The sequence below is a fragment of the uncultured Nitratireductor sp. genome, assembly GCF_913053745.1.
Taxonomy (GTDB): domain Bacteria; phylum Pseudomonadota; class Alphaproteobacteria; order Rhizobiales; family Rhizobiaceae; genus Nitratireductor.
The window spans coordinates 47,403-61,865 of record NZ_CAJXGF010000005.1 but is presented as its reverse complement, the minus strand read 5'-3'; the positions used below and the strand labels follow the sequence as shown (position 1 = coordinate 61,865).

The 14,463-nt window shown below is 61.2% G+C and carries 13 protein-coding genes; 5 read left to right on the top strand and 8 right to left on the bottom strand.

The features are described 5' to 3' along the window. From QZ638_RS01980 to QZ638_RS01960, 5 genes are all read right to left on the bottom strand, one after another. On the bottom strand, positions 1–769 hold a 769-nt coding region (locus tag QZ638_RS01980), incomplete at its 3' end, for a TIGR03808 family TAT-translocated repetitive protein (RefSeq protein WP_295806216.1). A 55-nt stretch (positions 770–824) separates the two neighbouring features. Continuing rightward, positions 825–1,211, bottom strand: coding sequence for a type II toxin-antitoxin system death-on-curing family toxin (locus tag QZ638_RS01975; protein ID WP_295806214.1), 387 nt, complete (start codon positions 1,209–1,211; stop codon positions 825–827). Beyond that, on the bottom strand, positions 1,208–1,438 hold the full coding sequence (locus tag QZ638_RS01970) for an AbrB/MazE/SpoVT family DNA-binding domain-containing protein (RefSeq protein WP_295806212.1): 231 nt from the start codon (positions 1,436–1,438) through the stop codon (positions 1,208–1,210). The genes QZ638_RS01975 and QZ638_RS01970 overlap by 4 nt, the downstream gene beginning before the upstream one ends. Positions 1,439–1,501: 63 nt before the next feature. Further along, positions 1,502–3,628, bottom strand: a complete 2,127-nt coding sequence (gene scpA / locus QZ638_RS01965; protein ID WP_295806210.1) for a methylmalonyl-CoA mutase — start codon at positions 3,626–3,628, stop codon at positions 1,502–1,504. After that, positions 3,625–5,067 carry a methylmalonyl-CoA mutase family protein gene (locus QZ638_RS01960; protein ID WP_295806208.1) on the bottom strand — a complete coding sequence of 481 codons (1,443 nt, stop codon included), beginning with the start codon at positions 5,065–5,067 and terminating at the stop codon, positions 3,625–3,627. Before QZ638_RS01960 ends, scpA begins: the two co-directional genes overlap by 4 nt. Before the next feature lie 262 nt (positions 5,068–5,329). On the opposite strand from QZ638_RS01960, the gene QZ638_RS01955 reads away from it, so the two are divergent. Continuing rightward, the gene (locus tag QZ638_RS01955) at positions 5,330–6,889 is read left to right on the top strand and encodes a helicase HerA-like C-terminal domain-containing protein (RefSeq protein ID WP_295806206.1); all 1,560 of its coding nucleotides are present in this window, start codon (positions 5,330–5,332) and stop codon (positions 6,887–6,889) included. A 326-nt stretch (positions 6,890–7,215) separates the two neighbouring features. Here the strand turns inward: QZ638_RS01955 and QZ638_RS01950 are convergent, their stop codons facing one another. Both QZ638_RS01950 and QZ638_RS01945 read right to left on the bottom strand, forming a co-directional pair. After that, on the bottom strand, positions 7,216–7,962 hold the full coding sequence (locus tag QZ638_RS01950; protein WP_295806205.1) for a L,D-transpeptidase: 747 nt from the start codon (positions 7,960–7,962) through the stop codon (positions 7,216–7,218). A gap of 239 nt (positions 7,963–8,201) precedes the next feature. Further along, positions 8,202–8,858, bottom strand: a complete 657-nt coding sequence (locus QZ638_RS01945) for a haloacid dehalogenase type II (RefSeq protein ID WP_295806203.1) — start codon at positions 8,856–8,858, stop codon at positions 8,202–8,204. A gap of 194 nt (positions 8,859–9,052) precedes the next feature. Between QZ638_RS01945 and QZ638_RS01940 the strand changes: the two genes are divergently transcribed. From QZ638_RS01940 to QZ638_RS01925, 4 genes are all read left to right on the top strand, one after another. After that, the gene (locus tag QZ638_RS01940; protein ID WP_295806201.1) at positions 9,053–9,931 is read left to right on the top strand and encodes a branched-chain amino acid aminotransferase; all 879 of its coding nucleotides are present in this window, start codon (positions 9,053–9,055) and stop codon (positions 9,929–9,931) included. Between the two features lie 103 nt (positions 9,932–10,034). After that, positions 10,035–10,634 (top strand): superoxide dismutase, encoded by a 600-nt coding sequence (locus QZ638_RS01935; RefSeq protein ID WP_295806198.1) that lies wholly within the window; start codon positions 10,035–10,037, stop codon positions 10,632–10,634. 171 nt (positions 10,635–10,805) lie between these two features. Continuing rightward, a complete protein-coding gene (locus tag QZ638_RS01930) occupies positions 10,806–11,255 on the top strand; it encodes a cytochrome c (RefSeq protein WP_295806196.1) in 450 nt (149 codons plus the stop codon). Between the two features lie 37 nt (positions 11,256–11,292). After that, on the top strand, positions 11,293–12,225 hold the full coding sequence (locus QZ638_RS01925; RefSeq protein ID WP_295806195.1) for a cytochrome c: 933 nt from the start codon (positions 11,293–11,295) through the stop codon (positions 12,223–12,225). Here QZ638_RS01925 and QZ638_RS01920 read toward each other — a convergent pair. Then, positions 12,200–14,308 carry a S9 family peptidase gene (locus tag QZ638_RS01920; protein WP_295806193.1) on the bottom strand — a complete coding sequence of 703 codons (2,109 nt, stop codon included), beginning with the start codon at positions 14,306–14,308 and terminating at the stop codon, positions 12,200–12,202. The two genes, QZ638_RS01925 and QZ638_RS01920, sit on opposite strands and share 26 nt — an antisense overlap. Positions 14,309–14,463: the final 155 nt, after the last annotated feature.

The following is a 14,463-nucleotide window of genomic DNA, read 5'->3' as shown; positions in this document are numbered from 1 at the left end:
GGTTGTTGGCGAGGATCACGCCGTCGGCGCGAAAGACCGAGATGCCGCAGCCGTTCGGTCCGTCGCCGATATCCGCGTATCCGACACGATGCACGCGGTTGCCGGTGACGATTGTGCCGTCTTCGCGCGCCGACCAGCGATGCACGAGAATGCCGCCATTGCCGCAATCGGCGATGACGTTTGCGCTGATGTCGAGACCTTTCGAATTCAACGCGTAGAGGGCGTACTCGGATGCGTCGACGATCTCGCAGTCGCGGATGTGCCCGCGCGCCTGGCGAAGGGCGAGGCCACTGCCGCCGGAGGCCTGAAAGACGCATTGCTCAATGGCCAAACGCTGCGCCCCGTCGATGTCGAGCAGCGCACGCCTGTCGCCCGAAAGGGGCATGTGCATGCCGTCCAACGTCAGGCCGGAAAGGGTGAGGCGTTCGCTGGTCCCGGCTTTGAGCAATGCGCCGGCGCCGGCCTGCACGAGGTGCGTGGCACCTGGAACGCCGAGCAGGCGGACGTGACGGGGCAGCGAGAGGCCGGATAGGAGATAACGGCCCGGCGGCAGAAAAATCGGCGTGGCTTCAACACTCGCACGTTCCAGCAATGTGCTCAGGGCCGAGGTCTGGTCTTCGGCAGCGCCGGGTTCGATACCGAAATCCCCGGCATTCGCCGCGCCGGCGGCCATGCGCCCGAGCGCTGCGTCCGCAAATGCCGTGCGCGGGATGGACAGGCCGAAAACGGCAAAGCCTGCGGTGGCTTTCAAAAGGCTGCGGCGGTTCATTTTGGCACAACTCCGGATCTTCCCGTTGTTGAATGCAGGATTGATGCCGTGGAACTTACGTGTCGAGCGAAACCGTATGATCACGCAAAAAGGCCGCAGCGCCTGCTTCGTCGATTTCGCCGGCGGCAACCATCAAAACGAGCTGAATGACCGCTTCCTGCTCCGCTTCCATGCTGAGACCGTTGAAATAGAGGAAGAGATCAGCTGCGGCCAGGCCCGTGCGCTTGTTTCCGTCAATGAAAGGGTGGTTCTTTACAATGCCGAAAAGGTAGGCGGCCGCAAGCGCACACAGATCGGGCTCTTGATAAGCCTGCTTCTGCAGGGGGCGATGAAGCGCAGAATCCAACGCGCCTTCATCGCGGACACCGCTGGCGCCGCCATGAAGGCGCAACTGCTCGAGATGCAACGCTTCGATGAAGACACGTGAATGAAAATCGGTCACCTGGCCAGAACGCGATAGGCCGTTTCGTATTTCTTCATGCGCTCGCGCGCGATCTTCATCTTCCGCTCGAATTCTTCAGGGTCTTCCGCGGGGGGCTGAAGGCGCAGTTCCTTCCCATCTTCGAGAAGGCTCAGCGTGTCACCAGCCCGCAGATTGTGCCGCTCGAGCACTTCCTTCGGAAGGATGACACCTTCCGAATTGCCGATCTTGCGAATGGTGACATTCATGGTTCAGGCTCCGTGTTATAACTTAAGGTATAACATGCGCGCTGACATTTCAAGATCGGGCGATCAGGCGCTTTCGAGCAGACGGTTGAGCAGCTTTTCGGCAGCTTCTGGAATGACGGTCCCGGGTGGAAAGATTTCGGCCGCACCCGCCTCGCGTACCGCCTCGAAATCATCGGGCGGGATGACGCCGCCAGCGACCAAGAGTATGTCGCCATGCCCGCGTTTTTCAAGCGCTGCCTTGAGTTCGGGTATAAGCGTGAGATGACCGGCTGCGAGCGAAGATGCGCCGACGATCTGGACATCGTTGGCGATGGCAAGCTCGGCCACTTCCTCCGGGGATTGGAACATCGCGCCGACGGTGACGTCGAAACCCAGATCGCCGAAGGCCGTCGCAATGACCTTCTGGCCTCTATCGTGCCCGTCCTGGCCGATCTTGGCAATCAGGATGCGGGGAGCGGCCCCGGTCTTCTTACGGTATTTCTGCACCTTCCGATGCGCACGTTCGACAGAAGGCAGGTCTCCCACTTCCTTTCGGTAGACGCCGGAAATGGTGTGGATCTCGGCGACATGGCGGCCGAACACCTTTTCGAGCGCGGAAGAAATCTCGCCCACCGTCGCTTTGGCGCGGGCGGCACGCACGGCGAACTCCAAGAGGTTGCCGCCTTTCTCAGCCACCTGCGTGAGCGTGGCAAGGGCGTTTTCGGTCTCGGCCACGTCGCGCGTGCCCTTGAGCTGCTGCAATTTGGCGAGCTGACGGGCGCGTACCTCGGCATTGTCCACCTTGAGGACGTCCACCTCGGTGTCGCGTTCGGGCTGGAAACTGTTCACACCGACGACCATTTGCTCGCCAGAATCGATGCGTGCCTGGGTGCGGGCGGCCGCTTCCTCGATACGCATCTTCGGCACACCTTTCTCGATGGCCGCCGCCATGCCGCCGAGGCTCTCCACTTCCTCGATGTGCTTCAATGCGCGATTGGCGAGATCGTGGGTGAGGCGCTCGACGAAGTGGGAACCGCCCCACGGATCGATCATGCGCGTGGTGCCGGATTCGAGCTGCAGGACGAGTTGCGTGTTGCGGGCGATGCGGGCGGAGTGGTCGGTCGGCAAGGCCAGTGCCTCGTCGAAGGCGTTGGTGTGCAAAGACTGCGTGTGGCCCTGGGTGGCGGCCATCGCCTCGACCATGGTGCGCACGATGTTGTTGTATGGATCCTGTGCCGTCAGCGACCAGCCGGAAGTCTGGCAGTGGGTTCGCAACGATAGCGCGCGCTCTTTCTTAGGCGCGAAATTCTGCTGGATCAGGGTGGCCCACAAAAGGCGCGCTGCGCGCATCTTGGCCACTTCCATGAAAAAGTTCATGCCGATGGCCCAGAAGAAGGAAAGGCGCGGCGCGAAACGGTCGATATCGAGCCCGGCGGCGATCCCGGCGCGGGCATATTCGATACCGTCCGCGATGGTGTAAGCAAGCTCCAGATCGGCGGAGGCGCCGGCTTCCTGCATGTGGTAGCCGGAGATCGAGATGGAGTTGAATTTGGGCATGTGCTCCGCCGTGTAGGCGAAGATGTCAGAAATCACCCGCATCGACGGTTTGGGCGGGTAGATATAGGTGTTGCGGACCATGAACTCCTTCAGAATGTCGTTCTGAATGGTGCCCGCGAGATCCTTATGAGCGACGCCCTGCTCCTCCGCCGCGACGATGTAGAGCGCCATGATCGGCAGGACAGCACCGTTCATGGTCATCGACACGCTCATCTTGTCGAGTGGGATACCATCGAAAAGCTGGCGCATATCGAGAATGGAATCGATCGCGACGCCCGCCATGCCCACATCGCCGGCAACGCGGGGATGGTCGCTGTCATAGCCGCGATGCGTGGCGAGGTCGAAGGCGACCGAGAGGCCCTTCTGCCCGGCAGCGAGGTTGCGCCGGTAGAAGGCGTTGGATTCTTCGGCCGTCGAGAAGCCCGCATACTGGCGGATGGTCCAGGGGCGGCGGGCATACATGGTCGGGTAGGGGCCGCGAATGAAGGGGGCGGCTCCGGGGTAGGTGTCGAGGAAGCGCAGACCCTTTAAGTCGTCTTCCGCATAGAAGGACTTGATGTTTATGCCTTCGGGCGTGGCCGTCGGCGGGGTCTGGGCTGGGAGAGGCGAAGCGTTCGGGACCGACCAGTCAATGCTGGTGAAGTCCGGGATCATGCGATGCCTCCTCCCGACTCATCGAGGCGTTGTGCGAGCAGTGGCTGGCAGCGCACGGCGGCCGCTTCTCCCGAAATGTCCGGCGATTGGGCCTTGAGGGTTTTCACCGGGCGTTCCTTGGCGACGGGGTAGATGGTCGTGCCGACAATGGCTTTCTTGCCGTCGTTGATGCGCTGCTCGCGCCGCTCGCGCATGTCGAGCACGCGTTCCTGGATATGGCCGTTCATCAGGCTGCGCAGCACGCCACCCTCGCTCTCGATGCGGCGAAATTCGTCCCATGCTTTTTCGCAAAGGGCTGCGGTGAGCGTTTCCATGCCGCCTGCGCCGGCGGCCGGGTCGATGATAAGATCAAGATGGCTTTCGCCCGACAAGATGAGCTGCGTGTTGCGGGCGAGCCGCCTTGAATCGGCATCCGGCAGGCCGTGAACGACGGTGTGCGGCAGGACGGATAGCGAATCGGCGCCGCCAACGGCGGCCGCAAAGGCGGCGACGGTGGTGCGCAATGTGTTGGTCTCGGGATCTTTCGCCGTCATCATGCGGTACGAAGTCTCGGCGTGGATCGTCGCCAGCGACGGCTCGATGGAGCAGGTCTCCTGAACGCGCGCCCAAAGGCGGCGCAGGGCACGGATTTTTGCAATCGACAGGAACTGGTCCTGATCAACGCAGAGCGAGAAGCCGATATGCGGCGCGGCATAGACAAGCGGCTGGCGGGCCTGCTCGAACATGCGCAGATGCGAAACCGCAGATGCCAGCATGATGCCGAGTTCCTGTGCCTCCGATGCGCCGGCATTGTGGAAGACACGACCATCGCCCTCGAGCAGGATTCCCGGCAGGTCCATGGCGAAAAAGCCTGCGAAGGATTGCGGCATGGACGCTTCGAGCGCCTCAATTGACATGCGCAATTTGCCGGTTCCGGCAAAGGTTGCGGCCGGTGAAATGCCGAAGGAGAGGGTCATGCCGGCCGGGTTGATACGGCGTTCGGTGAAGATCTGCGTCAGCCAGTCGACGATGGCGCGACTGCTGGGATTGGCGTCCATGCGCAGGTGCAGACCATGAAGGTCGATGCCGTCGAGCGCCTTGGCGACCGCGTCCGGTGTGGCGGGAAGGCCGAAACCGAACGCGTTGGGCGCTCCCTCGAAGACCAGGGCGAGGCCGGTAGCGCCCTGGGCGATGTCTTCCTTGGCCTGGCTGTTTGCGCGGACGGGATCGGGGTCGTCCATGCGCTGAACGGCCGCCCAGCCTGACTTCTCGCGTCCGCGCGCGAGCGGTTTTGCATCCTGCATGCGCTCGTAAAGCGCGCGCATGGAGATGTTGTCGTCCGTCTGCCAGGAAAGCGCCTCGGGACCGGCTTCCCCTTGCAGGGATTCGACTACCAGATCGCGCCAACGTTCCTGGTCGATCTGTGGAAATTTCACTTTTTTCAGGATCGCGCGATCCATTATGCCTCCCGATTCGCCGCTGGCCGGGCGCTTCCCGCCGTGATGCGCGCATGAAGTGCCCAGGCAACACCCTGTCATTGCCCGATAAGTTTAGGACGCCACGAAAGACGCCGCAATGCACAATAGGCCGAATAGCCGGCTAGCGTTGCAGGAAAGCCGCGCTTTGACGTCAAGCGCATAACGGCGTTGAGACTTTCCGCGAGGCTGACTATACCTGAGACCGGTTTATTGCAGCGGGATTGGTGAGCGAGGCGGTTTCACGATGGCGGATGACAGTATTTTTCTGGGGGCCAGTCGGCATCCGGACGACAGCTACCAGCAGGCCGAACGTCTTCTGCTGAAATACGCCAACCGGCATGGCCTGGTTACCGGGGCCACGGGTACGGGCAAAACGGTGACGCTGCAGATCCTGGCGGAAGGATTTTCGAACGCGGGCGTGCCGGTGTTCTGCGCCGACGTGAAGGGAGACCTTTCCGGCATCGCCATGATGGGCGAGGAGAAGGATTTTCTGACCAAGCGCGCGGATACGATCAAGCTCGATCCTTACGAGTTCCAGGAGTTTCCGGTCATTTTCTGGGATCTCTTCGGCAAGAAGGGGCACCCGATCCGCACGACGATCTCTGAGATGGGGCCGCTGCTTCTGTCCCGTCTGATGAACCTTTCGGAGGCGCAGGAAGGTGTTCTGAACATCGCCTTCCGCGTTGCCGACGAGGAAGGTCTTCTGCTTCTCGACATGAAAGATCTGCAGGCGCTTCTGAGGCATGTGGCCGACCGTGCCGACGAAATCGGCACGCGCTACGGCAATGTGTCCAAGCAATCGGTCGGCGCCATCCAGCGCACGCTTCTGGTGCTGGAGCAGCAGGGAGCGAACTTCTTTTTCGGCGAGCCGGCGCTCAAGATCAGCGATATCATGCGCACGACTCCGGACGGGCGCGGCGCAATCAACGTGCTTGCCGCAGACAAGCTGATGATGAACCCGCGTCTCTATGCGACCTTCCTGCTCTGGCTTTTGTCGGAACTGTTCGAGGAATTGCCTGAAGTGGGCGATCCTGACCGGCCACGCCTGGTTTTCTTCTTCGACGAGGCGCATCTGCTTTTCGACGAGGCGCCGAAAATTCTCGTCGATCGCGTCGAACAGGTGGTGCGGCTGATCCGCTCCAAGGGGGTCGGCGTCTACTTTGTGACGCAGAATCCGCTGGACGTTCCCGAAACCGTGCTGAGTCAGCTCGGCAATCGCTTGCAGCACGCCTTGCGCGCCTATACGCCGCGCGAGCAGAAGGCCGTCAAGACCGCTGCGGACACGTTCCGCCCCAATCCCGATTTCGATTGCTTCGAGGCGATTACGAAGCTCGGGGTCGGCGAGGCTCTGGTGTCCACGCTTGAATCGAAGGGCGTTCCCGCGATGGTGCAGCGGACACTGATCCGGCCGCCGGCCTCGCGATTGGGGCCGATTTCGGATGACGAGCGCGAAAAGCTGCTCAAGCAAAGCCCGGTTTTCGGACAGTATGACGAGAGCGTCGACCGCGAGTCCGCTTTTGAGATTCTGCAGAAGAAGGCGGCGGACAAGGCGAAGGCCGAGGCCGAGGCGCAGAACGCCGAAGAAACCGGAGAAACGGAGGAGCGGTCGCGCTGGTCTCTGCCGGAGTTCGGAGACAGCGGCGGCTCCACCAAGACGCGCAGCAGGACCACGACGCGTCGGCGCACATCCAATCGTCAGTCCGTCGCCGAGGCGGCACTCAAATCGGTGGTGCGCTCCGTGGGGACATCGCTTGGCAGGGCCCTGGTGCGCGGCATTCTCGGCAGTTTGAAGAGGGGACGCTAGCGTCGATACCGTAACGAAAAGATGTCGCAGCACGCCTTTGCATGAGCCGGCTGCGACACGCGGGGGAATGTGTTCAAGGCGTGCGTTCCAATTCCGCTAAAGCGGTCCCCGCGGATTTCAATCGACGGGCGGGCAATCGTGTAAGGCACGTTGACCGTCAAAGGCAGCCGTGAAAGCGTCGGGCGGGACTGTTCCCAGCAAGCCCGAGCCGCCGGCAGCGTTGCGCCACAAGCGGCTCGGGCTTGAAGTTCAGATCGATTACATTTCGTCAGGGGCTGTCGCTGACGGCCCCATTCTTTTGACGGAACCTTCGGAGAGGTTTCGCGTCAAACGGTGCGCAAACCGGAAGTCACGAGGATCGGCGCACCGTCGGGAACGCGGTTGTAAAGATCGATCACGTCCTGATTGAGCATGCGCACGCAGCCGGACGAAACCGACTTGCCGATGGTCCACCATTCAGGCGAACCGTGCACGCGATAGAGCGTGTCCTTGCCGTCCTCGAAGATGTAAAGCGCGCGGGCGCCGAGCGGATTGGAGACGCCGGGCTGCATACCGCCGATCCACTGGTCGTTCGCCTTGTCGTACTCCGCCCGATACTTTTCCAGCTCGGGGCGGCGGTCGATCATCTCCGCCGGCGGGAACCAGCGCGGCCATTGCTGCTTGTACTTGATCTCGGCGCGGCCGGCCCATTCAAAGCCAGCGCGACCAAGGCCGACACCATAACGCAAAGCGCGGCCATTCTCGCGGACGAGATAGAGAAAATGATTGCCGGTGTCGACGACGATGGTGCCGGGACGTTCGCCTGTGGGATCGGCAACTTCCTGACGATAATAACGCGGGTTGATCTTGTCGATCGGCACGGCGGGAATGTCATAACCAGCATCGACCACGGCGGAATACATGGAGTCGTACTGGATCGGACCGGGTTCGCGGACGCGACGCTCGACAACGGCGACGTTGTCGCCTTGGCTGCTCACGCATGCGGAGAGTCCGAGCGACGCGGCACCGGCGGCGCTCAAAGACAGAAAGCGGCGCCGGTTAAGGGATCGTGCGGCAATGGGAGAATTGGACATGGTTTCTTCGTATACTCGCGTTTCGTCAGGACCGATGACACCGAACATCTTGTGACGACGCTCTGGCACACCTTGGGGGAGACCCCCGTTTTCCCTCCCTGGGATCCGAAGAGTTATCGGAATGTGCTTGATAGACCGAGTCACTTTCACTTGAAGTGAAAAATGCCCCTTAGGCAAAAGTTCTCGGTCGAGTGTGTTATAGTTGCATCATCCGTGCATGGTTCACGCATGTGCGGCCCCTAGGCGAGAAGTCCGTCCAGGGAGGGAAGGATCAGGTCGGGCGGGAAGTCTTTGTATTCGTCGGGCTGATCGGTTCGGTTGAGCCAGACCGTGCGGAAACCGAATTGCCGGGCGCCGGCGATGTCCCATCGATTCGAGGATTGGAACGAAACGGTCTCCGGATAGATGCGCCAGGTGTTGGTGACCATCTCATAGACGCTTTGATCGGTCTTGAAGCGGCGCACGGCCTCAACGGAGAACACTTCGTCGAGAACGGCATCCAGAGCGGATGAGCGGATGGCCGATTCAAGCATGGCGGGAGAGCCGTTCGACAGAATCGCCAGGCGCGCGCCCCCCGCTTTGAGTGCCTTCAAGACAGCAGGCACCTCCTCGTAGCAATCGAGCCGCCAATAGGCATCCAGCAGGTCTTGCCGCAAACGGGCATCGACCGAAGGAATCTTGGCAAACGCATAGTCGAGCGCCTGCTCCGTCATGGCCCAAAAGTCCCGATACTGGCCCATGAGCGTCAAGACCCAGGAATACTCAAGTTGCTTTGCGCGCCACAACTCCGAGAAGCGCTGTCCTTCCGGGCCGATTTCGCCGGCATGACGGCGGACAGCCGCATGCACGTCGAACAATGTGCCGTAGGCATCGAAGACGAAGGCTGCGTGGCGCATGAAGACTCCTTTGTACGTTCTCTACTTGACCGCACCGGCCAACGGCGGTCAAGAAACGCCGTCTGGCCTCATCGATAGCCGTGCAGGAACGATTGACGAAACCCGACAAAGCCATTTCGATGAATGGCGCAAGGAATTGAAGAATATGCATCTCCGGCGAGATGCGGGTGCGATGACAGGAAGGAAGATACAGCATGACCGTGGTGAGCGAAGTCCAATCGACGACCTGGACCTATGTTGATGGCGATTGGCACGAGGGGAATGTACCGCTCATCGGTCCGCGCAGTCATGCCATGTGGCTCGGCTCCACCGTCTTCGACGGTGCCCGCTGGTTCGAGAATGTCGCTCCCGACCTCGATCTACATGCCAAGCGTGTGAATGCATCGGCGGCCAATCTCGGGCTCACACCGAAGGTTTCGGATGACGAGATCATGGGCCTTACCCAAGACGGGCTCAAGAAATTCGACGGCAAAACGGCAGTTTATATCCGCCCCATGTATTGGGGTGAGCATGGCGGCTATATGGGCGTGCCGGCAGACCCGGATTCAAGCCGGTTTTGTCTATGCCTCTATGAAGCGCCGATGCTGGAGCCGTCCGGATTTTCCGTAACCGTTTCGCCGTTCCGCCGACCGACCCTGGAGACAGCGCCCACCAATGCGAAAGCGGGGTGCCTCTATCCCAACAATGGCCGCGCGATCATGGAAGCCCGCAGCCGTGGCTACGACAATGCGCTGGTGCTCGACATGCTCGGCAATGTGGCCGAAACCGGCAGCTCCAACATCTTCATGGTAAAGGACGGTGTGGTTTTCACGCCGGCGCCGAACGGCACGTTCCTCTCGGGCATCACGCGCAGCCGTGTGATCACGCTTCTGCGGGAGGCCGGCATCGAGGTGGTGGAGAAAACGCTTTCGGTGAAGGATTTCCTCGATGCGGACGAGGTGTTCTCTTCCGGCAATCACTCCAAGGTCGTGCCGGTCAGCAAGGTCGAGGGGCAGAATTATCAGGCGGGGCCTGTGGCCAAAAAAGCGCGCGACCTTTATTGGGAATGGGCCCATTCCGGGCTGCCTGCCTGACACGCGCGGGAACAATCGGGAGCGATGGGTATTGTCTCACTGAAGGCGCAACCCCATCTGCGTCCTGCTGATTTCAACCACCTGTACGAGGGAGTTTACCACCATGGCTTTTGAACTGCCGGATCTGCCTTACGATTACGAGGCACTGCAGCCCTTCATGTCGAAGGAAACGCTGGAGTACCATCACGACAAGCACCACAAGGCCTATGTCGACAATGGCAACAAGCTTGCGGCGGAAGCTGGCATGGACGGCTTGTCTCTCGAGGACGTGGTCAAGCAGTCTCACGGCAAGAATGCTGGCCTGTTCAACAACGCCGCTCAGCACTACAACCACGTCCATTTCTGGAAATGGATGAAGAAGGATGGCGGCGGAAAGAGCCTGCCGGGCGCACTCGCCAAGGCGGTCGACAGCGACCTGGGCGGTTACGACAAGTTTCGCGCCGATTTCATCAACGCAGGCACCACGCAGTTCGGTTCGGGCTGGGCTTGGCTCGCCGTCAAGAACGGCAAGCTTGAGATCATGAAAACGCCGAACGGCGAGAACCCGCTGATTCACGATGCATCGCCGATCCTGGGCGTCGACGTGTGGGAGCATTCCTATTACATCGACTATCGCAACGCGCGTCCGAAGTATCTCGAGGCGTTCGTCGATAGCCTGATCAATTGGGATTACGTTCTGGAGCTCTACGAACAGGCTTCGTGATTTCCCTTTCGGGTTTCACAATCAGTACAGCTTCGACCTGTACCAAAGGCCCGGCCATGCCGGGCCTTTTCGATTCGTACCTTCACGAAACCGTGAGCGCGCTTTCCGGAATATTTTTGGGCCAAGAGCGTTGGTCGGGGTATTGTTCGAGCAAATCACCGGAGGGATCACATGAGAAGAATCGCACTTGCCATTTCCGCAGTCTGCCTGTCCGTTTCGGGTGTTGCCGCCGCGGACGATCCGGTTGCCGTGCGCAAGGCCATCATGCAGGCGAATGCCGCTTCCGCCGGCCTCGCCGGTGCAATGATGAAGGGGGAACTGGATTACAATCCGGCCATCGCCAAGGCGGCGATCCTGACGTTGAACGCGAGCGCGAAATCCTTCGGCGACTTCTTTCCCGAGGGCTCGGGCGACGGCGATACCACTGCCGCACCGGCCGTGTGGGAAGATGCGGAGGGCTTTCAGGCGGCGCTCGATAAGTACATGACCGATACCGCAGCCGCCGTCGAAGCCTCGGGCAAGGACGGTCCGGCCGATCTGGCAGCATTCCAGGCAGCGATCGGGCCGGTTCTCGGCAATTGCAGAAGCTGCCACGAGAATTTCCGTGTGCAGAACAACTGAGCCAGTACACTTGTAGACCCGTGCACTTGGGATTGTTATGAAGAAGACATTGCTGACCGCTGCTCTCGTTGCTGTCGTGGGCGGTGGGGTGGCATTCTGGTTTCTGAGCGCGCCGACCTCCCTGGAGGCCGGCGTTCCCGATGCGAAGCGGGAGCCGAGCGCGGAGCGCGGTGAACAGGTCTTCTGGGCCGGCGGCTGCGCGTCATGTCACGCGCGACCCGGTGCCGATGGCGATGCGCGGCTGGAACTTGCCGGCGGGGTGGAACTGAAATCCGATTTCGGCACCTTCGTGGCTCCCAACATCTCGCCGCATCCGCAAGACGGTATCGGCGGCTGGAGCGACACGGATTTCGCCAACGCCATGCTGCACGGTGTCTCTCCCTCCGGCGAACACTATTATCCGGCGTTTCCGTATCCTTCCTATGCCCGGATGTCGCGAGCGGATGTGAACGATCTCTTCGCTTTCATCCAGACGCTGCCCGTAGTGGAAGGCGATGCCGGCGCGCACCAGCTTTCGTTTCCCTTTACCGTGCGCCGGGGCATCGGGCTTTGGAAGCTCGCCTTCATGCACGAGACACCTGTCGTTGCGCTGGGGGACGACGCAGCGGAGGCCGAAAGGCGCGGGCAGTATCTCGTGGAGGGCGCCGGCCATTGCGGGGAGTGCCATACGCCGCGAAATTTCGCCGGCGGACAGCTTTACGATCAATGGCTCGCCGGCGCCGTCTCGGCGGAAGGCGAGGGCATCGTGCCCAACGTCACATCCGGCGATGGCGGGATCGATTCCTGGTCTGCCGGCGACATCGCCTACTATCTGGAGAGCGGGTTTACGCCTGAATTCGATTCGGTCGGGGGAGCCATGGTCTCCGTTCAAAAGAACATGGCCCAGCTTTCCAAGGACGATCGCGATGCCATCGCGGCCTATCTGAAGGCGGTGCCGGGAAAATCTAACGGCTATCCATCTTCCCGGTGACCTTCAGCACGAAAGCATAGGTCAGCGCTTTTTCCTCGAGCCGCGAGAAGCGGCCCGAGGCCCCGGCGTGTCCGGCATCGAGATTGGTTTTCAGAAGAACCGGATTGTCGCCGTCCTTGCGCTCCCTAAGGCGCGCCACCCATTTGGCCGGTTCCCAATAGGTGACACGCGGGTCGGTCAGGCCGGCAAGCGCCAGGATGGGCGGATAGACCTTTGCGTCCACATTGTCGTAGGGCGAATAGGCGGCGATGGTGTCGTAATCCTCACGCGAGGCGATTGGGTTGCCCCATTCGGGCCATTCAGGCGGGGTGAGCGGCAGCGTGTCATCGAGCATTGTGTTAAGCACATCGACGAAGGGCACCGCGGCGACGATACCGCCGAAAGCCTCCGGTGCCAGGTTGGCCACGGCACCCATGAGCATGCCGCCGGCAGACCCACCTTCGGCCACAATGCGGTCGTGGCTGGTATAGCCCTCGGCGACAAGGTGGCGCGCGGCTGCGATGAAATCGGTGAAGGTGTTGGCCTTCTTTTCACGCTTCCCGTCTTCGTACCAGGCATAGCCCTTTTCCTTGCCGCCGCGAATGTGGGCAATGGCGTAGACGAAGCCGCGATCGACCAGCGACAGGCAATTGGTGTTGAAGGCGGCCGGCATGGCCATGCCATAGGCTCCGTAGCCGTAGAGAAGGCAGGGGGCGGAACCGTCCAGCGCGATCCCCCTGCGATAGACCAGCGACACGGGCACCAGTTCTCCATCGGGCGCAGGCGCCATGAGACGGCGGGTGACGTAGTCGTCCGGGCTGTGGCCGGAGGGAACCTCCTGTGTCTTGAGCAGGGTGCGCGTACGGGCGCGCATGTCGTAGTCGAACACCTGCTCGGGCGTGGTCATCGAGGAGTAGGAGAAACGGAGCGTGTCGGTTTCGTATTCGTAAGATCCCTGAAGTCCCAGCGAATAAGCCTCTTCATCGAAGGCGATCGTGTGCTCGGATCCGTCGGTGCGGTTGCGGATCACGATGCGCGGCAGGCCGTCCTTGCGCTCGAGGCGAACCAGGTAATCTGCGAAGGCCGTGATGGCTAGGATCAAGCGTCCAGGTTCATGAGGCACCAATTCCTGCCAGTTTGTGCGCGAGGGATCGCCGACAGGCGCGGTTACGATCTTGAAGTCCTTGGCGCCGTCTGCGTTGGTAAGGATGAAGAAGACGTCGCCGCCTTCCTCGAGGTCGTATTGCAGACCGGTTTCGCGTGGTGCGACCAGGCGCGGAGCGGCGTTCGGATCGTTGGCCGGCAGAATGTGGCACTCCGACGTCTCATGATCGTGGGCGGAAATGTAGATCCAGTCCTGCGTGCGGCTGCCGGAGACACCGACGAAGAAGCCGGGATCGACCTCCTCGTAGATCAGGCGATCATCCGAGGGAGTGGCGCCGACGCGGTGATAAAACACCTTGGAGGGACGATGGTTTTCATCGAGGCGCGTGTAGAAATAGCCGCTGCTTGCGGCATCCCAGACGCCGCCACCACCGGTTTCGCCGACCGTGTCGGCGAGATCCTCGCCGGTGGCCAGGTCCCGCACGCTGATGGTGAAGAGTTCGGAGCCTTTGTCGTCATGGCCCCACAGAAGGCGTTTGTGATCGGGTGAGTGATCGACACCGCCGACGCGGAAATAGCTCTTGCCTTCGGCTTCCTTGTCGCCATCCAGCAGCGTTTCTTCCGAGCCCCCGGCCCGCGGCAGGCGGAAAAAGCGTGGATATTCGCCACCGGTGCGAAAGCCCGCGGCATAGGCGAACGGTCCGTCCTTGGCGGGCACCGATGTCTCGTCTTCCTTGATACGGCCGCGCATCTCGGCAACGAGGGTCTTTTGAAGATCTTCCGTATCGGCCATCAGGGCCGCCTGATAAGCGTTCTCGGCTTCGAGGTGGGCGCGGATGTCATCTGCAAGCACGCTCGGGTCGCGCAGAACCTCCTGCCAGTTGTCGGCACGCATCCAGGCATACTCGTCCATACGCTCAATGCCGTGGCGCGTGTCCTTGACCGCGTGGGTGCGGGGCGAGGGGATTGCGGCGTTCGTGGCGAACGGTTTGGAAGTCATGGATCTGCCTTGTGGATGTCTGCAAGGGCGTGCGCGGCACGCTGCGAAGTTTGTCGCCATTCATGTCCCGGGCAAGCGCGGTATGGCAATGACCTTTCGAGATTTTTTGCGCAACAGCGATGACGGTGACCGTGTCCGATACATGATTTTGCATC

Bases quoted from the DNA above. Each gene is read 5' to 3' on its own strand.
- QZ638_RS01935 (WP_295806198.1), top strand. From the start codon at position 10,035: ATGGCTTTTGAACTGCCGGATCTGCCTTACGATTACGAGGCACTGCAG.
- QZ638_RS01930 (WP_295806196.1), top strand. From the start codon at position 10,806: ATGAGAAGAATCGCACTTGCCATTTCCGCAGTCTGCCTGTCCGTTTCG.
- QZ638_RS01940 (WP_295806201.1), top strand. From the start codon at position 9,053: ATGACCGTGGTGAGCGAAGTCCAATCGACGACCTGGACCTATGTTGAT.
- QZ638_RS01945 (WP_295806203.1), bottom strand. From the start codon at position 8,858: ATGCGCCACGCAGCCTTCGTCTTCGATGCCTACGGCACATTGTTCGAC.
- QZ638_RS01950 (WP_295806205.1), bottom strand. From the start codon at position 7,962: ATGTCCAATTCTCCCATTGCCGCACGATCCCTTAACCGGCGCCGCTTT.
- QZ638_RS01925 (WP_295806195.1), top strand. From the start codon at position 11,293: ATGAAGAAGACATTGCTGACCGCTGCTCTCGTTGCTGTCGTGGGCGGT.
- QZ638_RS01970 (WP_295806212.1), bottom strand. From the start codon at position 1,438: ATGAATGTCACCATTCGCAAGATCGGCAATTCGGAAGGTGTCATCCTT.
- scpA (WP_295806210.1), bottom strand. From the start codon at position 3,628: ATGATCCCGGACTTCACCAGCATTGACTGGTCGGTCCCGAACGCTTCG.
- QZ638_RS01960 (WP_295806208.1), bottom strand. From the start codon at position 5,067: ATGGATCGCGCGATCCTGAAAAAAGTGAAATTTCCACAGATCGACCAG.
- QZ638_RS01920 (WP_295806193.1), bottom strand. From the start codon at position 14,308: ATGACTTCCAAACCGTTCGCCACGAACGCCGCAATCCCCTCGCCCCGC.
- QZ638_RS01955 (WP_295806206.1), top strand. From the start codon at position 5,330: ATGGCGGATGACAGTATTTTTCTGGGGGCCAGTCGGCATCCGGACGAC.